Raw genomic sequence first — 5,447 nt, forward strand, 5'->3', positions numbered from 1 at the left:
GGGCAAGCCGGGCTGGTTCCTGATGGGCGGCGTGTTCGTCCTGGCCGGCCTCGCCATGCCGGCCGTCGTGAAGTGGGCCGATCGGCCGCCCGGGGCCCGGGATCCAGGCTCTCCGTCAGGCGACGGCTTCGGCCATCTCCGGCCGGGTCCGCTCGCCCCACTTCACGACGGCCGGCATGGCGAGGCCGGCCAGGACGAACACGCCGCCCATCAGGAACCAGCCCGGCTTGCCCCAGGTGATCAGCAGCAGGCCGAGCAGGCTGGGCGCGACGACGTAGCACAGGCCCATGCCCATGCCGAACACGCCGGAGTACTGGCCCTGGGCGTGCGCCGGGGCCATCCGGAAACGCAGCTCCAGCGATCCGGCGGCGTGCCACAGCTCGCCGATCGTGTGGATACCGACGCCGAGCACCATGATGGTGGCCGCCAGCCAGCCCGGAATGCCCGCGGCGAACGCGACGATCGCCATGCCGAGCAGGAACGCGACGCCCGCGCGGCGGAATGCCCGGCCGGCGGCGGACCCGCCCTCGACCCCGCGGCTGGCCCGTACCTGGAACAGCACCACCATCGCCGTGTTGACGGCGATCGCCAGGCCCACGAACCAGCGTGGGGCGTCGGTGTGCAGGACCACCCACAGCGGGAGCGCGAAGGTGAGCACCTCGCCCTGGATCCACATGATGCCGTCGAGCACCACGAACGCGACGTACGGCTTGTCCTTGAGCGCGATCCAGCGGCCGACCTCCGGCGGCGAGGGCAGCGGCGGCAGCTTGGGCATCTGGGCCATGACCAGGGCGCAACCCACGAAGGTCAGCGCGTTGCCGATGATCAGCAGCTGGTACGCCAGGTCGGTGTCGATCTGCACCACCACACCGGCGGACAGCGCGCCGAAGGTGCCGGCGAGCATCGCCACCGACCGCAGGTAGGACCGGAACTTCGGGACCTCGTCCCCGCCGACGCGGCGCACCAGCGGCCCGCGCGCGGCGCCGCCGGACGAACCGGCAAGGTCCGTGATCGTCACCGCCAGCGCGAACGCCCAGAACGAGTGGGCGAACAGCAGCCCCACCATGGCGACGGCCTGGACGAGCAGGGTGAGCAGGTAGATCTCCCGCGGTCCGCGCCGGTCGGCCAGGTGCCCGACCGGGATGCCGGCGACCAGGCCGACCACCGCCGCGATGCTGAGGCCGAGGCCGACCTGCTGCACGGACAGGTCGAGGACCCGGATGCCGTACAGCGGCACGGTCGCCAGGAAGGCGCCCGTGCCGAGCTGGTTGATGAAGGTGCCGGTGGCCAGCCGGCGCTGCTGTACGGACTCGAGCAGCAGCCCGCGGCGGACCAGCCACGAGCGGTTGTCGCCGGCGGCGGGATCGACGGTGCTGTCAGGGGACGAGGTGGGGGCTTGGCTCACCCGAGGACTCCAATATGTGCGGATGGTGCGTGCCAGGATCGGTGGTGCGGTTCGGAAGCGCTGACTAGTCGGCACCCTCCCGCCGGGATCGGTACGAGCCCAGTCGCTCGTTCAGGGCCTGGGCGATCATCGACAGCGGCTTGGCGGTGGGCGCGTCGCCGATGGCCGCCAGCGGCGCCATGTCGAGCAGCTGGAAGTGGGTGCAGTCGATGTGCACCTCGTCGATCCGGCCGTCGACGTACGCGCCCCAGGTGCGTTCCGCCGGCAGGAGCTCGTCCTTCTCCGCGGTCGCCCGGACGAACAGCAGGTCACCCCGGTAGACGTTCGGCACGTGCCGAGGCCGGACCTGCTGGTGGTAGCGCAGGGCACTGACCACCATGGGCTGCTCGTCGCCGTTGAGCGCGTTCAGCACCGGTACGCCATGCGGGCCGCCCGCCGCGAGCAGCTTGATCTCCGCGGCGACCGCATCCGGGTCGCCGGGGACATACCGCAGGAACTCCGCCGGCACCGGGGTGCCGGCGGTGTCGTGGTCGTAGATCGCGTCGGTGTCGAGGATGCCGAGCAGGGTGACCTGCTCACCGGCCGCCTGCAGCTGCACCGCCACCTCGTGCGCCATCACGCCGCCCAGCGACCAGCCCATCAGCCGGTACGGGCCGTGCGGCTGAACCGACCGGATGTGCCGGGCGTACTCGCGCGCCATCCCGGTGAGGGTGTCCGGACGGGTCGAGGTGCGGGACAGGCCCAGCGACTGGATGCCGTAAAGCGGGACCTCGGGATCCAGGTGCCGCAGCAGCCCGCTGTACACCCAGGCCAAGCCGCTGCCGGGGTGCAGGCAGAACAGCGGCGGCTGCGATCCGGTGGTGCGCATCGGGTACACGACTTCGAAGGCGTCCCGGATGCCGACCGTGACGAGCCACCGGGCCAGCGTGGCCGGCGTGGGCGCCTCGAACAGGGCCCGGACGGACACGTCGAGGTCGAACGCGGTGCGGATGCGGGCGACCAGGCGGGTCGCCAGCAGCGAGTGGCCGCCGAGATCGAAGAAGTTGTCGTCGATGCCGACCCGCTCGACGCTCAGGACCTCGGCGAAGAGCGTGCACAGCAACTGCTCCTGCGCATTGCGCGCCGGCGCACTTCCCGCCGCCGCGCCCGCGAAGTCGGGTGCGGGCAGGGCCGCGCGGTCCAGCTTGCCGTTCGACGTCAGCGGCAAGCGCTCCAGCACCACCACGGCGGCCGGCGTCATGAACGCCGGCAGGCGGGTGCTCACGAACCCGCGGACGGACGCGGGCAGCCCGCCGGTGTCGGCACCGGCCTGCGGGACCACATAGGCCACCAGCCGCACGTCGCCCGGCACGTCCTCGAAGGCCACCACGGCCGCCTGGGAGACGCCCGGAGCGGCCTCCACCGCGGCGCGGACCTCGTCCGGCTCGATCCGGAAGCCGCGGACCTTCACCTGGTCGTCGGCGCGGCCCTCGAACCACAGCTGCCCGTCCGGCGACCAGCGCACCCGGTCACCGGTGCGGTACATCCGGGCGCCGGGCTCGAACGGGCACGCCACGAACCGCTCGGCGGTGAGGTCCGGGCGGCCCACGTACCCGCGGGCCAGGCCCGCACCGGCGACGTAGAGCTCGCCGGTCACGCCGACCGGCACCGGGCGCAGCCGGTCGTCCAGCACGTACGCCCGGGTGTTCGCGATCGGGGCTCCGATCGGCGCCCGGCCGTCACCGGGCTTGAGCCGGGTGGTGAGCACGCCGATGGTGGTCTCGGTCGGACCGTAGTGGTTGAAGACCTCCACGTCGCCGGCCGCCTGCAGCAGCTCCCGCAGCCATCCGGGCGACGCGGCCTCACCACCGAGCACGACCGACCGCGAGGGCAGCACCCGGTCGACGCCGTCGATGGACAGCGTCGCCAGGTGCGACGGCACCACCTTCAGGTAGTCGATCGCGTGGGCGGTCAGGTACTCGGCGACGGCGGCCGGGTCGGTCACCGTGTCGGCGGGCATCACGTGCAGCTCACCGCCGGTGGCGAGGCTGGTGAAAACGATGGTGTTTCCGAGGTCGGTGACCTGGGGCTGGAGGAGGGCGTAGCGCCCGCCGGACCGGCCCAGCGCCAGCCTGTCGGTGGCCGACGCGACGTAGTTGGCGAGGGAACCGTGGGTCACCGCGACGCCTTTGGGACGCCCGGTCGACCCCGACGTGTAGATGACGTACGCCAGGGCCGCCGCCGGCACCCGTACCGCCGGCCGGATCGCCGGGCACCGCCGGATGTCCTCCGCGGCGGCGTCGAGCACGATCACGGACACGTCCGGCGGCCACATCAGGTCCGGCACGCCGGAGGCGGTGAGCACGGTGGTCGCCCCGCTGTCGGCGAGCATGAAGGCGATCCGGTCCCCCGGGTACGCCGGATCCATCGGCAGGTACGCGCCGCCCGCCTTCCACACCGCCAGGATGGCCGCGACGGTGTCGGCGCCCCGGGGCAGGCACAGGCCGACCACCGACTCCGGTCCGACGCCGCGGGCGACGAGGTGCTGCGCCAGCCGGTCGGACCACTCGTCGAGCTCCGCGTACGAGACTTCGGTGCCCTCCGAGACCAGCGCGGTGGCCGCCGGGGTCCGTCGCGCGCAGCCGGCGATCCGGTCGGTGAGCAGCTCCGCCGGCATCGGCGCCGCCGTGTCGTTCCAGCCGGTGAGCACGAGCCGCCGTTCCTCGGCGTCGAGGACGTCGACCGTGCCGAGCCGGGTCGCGGGATCGGCCGCCATCGCAGCGAGGACCCGGCCGAACCGCTCGATCAGCCGGCTCATCGTCGGGCGGTCGAACAGGTCCGTGGCGAACCGTACGAACGCCCGCAGCGCTCCGGGCGAACGGTCCGCACCGACCTCGGCCTGCACGGTGATCGAGAGGTCGAACTTCTCCATCTGCGGCGCCGCCGACACCTCGCTCACGGCGAGCCCCGGCAGCTCGAAGGCCGTGCCGGTGCTCCGGGTGGCGACCTGGAGCATGACCTGGAACAGCGGGTTGCGGGCCGGCGACCGGGGCGGGTTGACGGCCTCGACGATCCGGTCGAACGGGATGTCCTGGTGGTTGTACGCCGCCAGGCTGGTCTCGCGCACCCGCTCCAGCAACTCCGCGAAGGTCGGATCGCCACTGGTGTCGGTCCGCAGCACCAGCGTGTTGACGAAGAAGCCGATCAACGCGTCGAGCTGTTCGTCGTTGCGCCCGGCTGCCGGCGTACCGATAGGAATATCCGTTCCGGCGCCCAATCGCGTCAGGACGGTCGCGAGCGCGGCATGCGCCACCATGGACAGCGTCGTCCCGGTGGCCCGGACCAGACCGTCGAGCCGCTGATGCAGGGCTTCGCCCAGGTCGACGACGAAGGCGTCGCCGCGGCCGCTCGCCACCGGGGGCCGGGGCCGATCGGTCGGGTAGTCCAGCTCGACGGGGAGACCCGCCAGGGCCGTACGCCAGTAGTCGATCTGGTCTTCGGCGAGCAGGTCGCGTTGCCAGAGGGCGTAGTCGGCGTACTGCACCGGCAGGGGGCGCCACCGCGGCGCCTCGCCGGCCAGCCGCGACCGGTACGCCTCGGCGAGGTCGTTGCGCAGCGGAGCCAGGGATTCCCCGTCGCTGCCGGTGTGGTGGAACAGCAGCATCAGGACGTGGTCGTCGGGACCGATGTCGACCAGGGTCGCGCGCAGCGGCGTCTCGGTCGCCAGATCGAAGACGTAGGCACCGAGTTCCTGCAGCAGCGGATCGAGGTCCCCGCCCTCCAGCGCCGCGCGATGCAGCGCGATCGGCTCGGCGGGCAGGACGACCTGCATCGGCTGCCCGTCGATCTCGCGCAGCACGGTCCGCAGACTCTCGTGCCGCGCCACCACATCCGACAACGCCGCATGGAAGGCATCCACGTCCAGGCTGCCCGTCAGGCGGTAGCCGACCGGCATGTTGTACGTGCTACCGGCACCCTCCAACTGATCGATGAACCACAACCGCTGCTGCGCGAACGACATCGGCACCGGACCCGACCGCAGCACCGGCCGCAAAGCCCCCCG

At 72.4% G+C, this 5,447-nt stretch carries 2 protein-coding genes; both read right to left on the minus strand.

Features of this window, described 5'->3' with window-relative positions; translation table 11 throughout:
• Window positions 1-115: 115 nt before the first annotated feature.
• A complete protein-coding gene (locus tag AB0368_RS38395) occupies window positions 116-1,405 on the minus strand; it encodes an MFS transporter (RefSeq protein ID WP_366158974.1) in 1,290 nt (429 codons plus the stop codon).
• A 64-nt stretch (window positions 1,406-1,469) separates the two neighbouring features.
• Window positions 1,470-5,447, minus strand: a 3,978-nt coding sequence (locus tag AB0368_RS38400) for an amino acid adenylation domain-containing protein (protein WP_366158975.1), incomplete at its 5' end; no start/stop codon positions are given.

The sequence above is a fragment of the Actinoplanes sp. NPDC051475 genome, assembly GCF_040689425.1.
Taxonomy (GTDB): domain Bacteria; phylum Actinomycetota; class Actinomycetes; order Mycobacteriales; family Micromonosporaceae; genus Actinoplanes.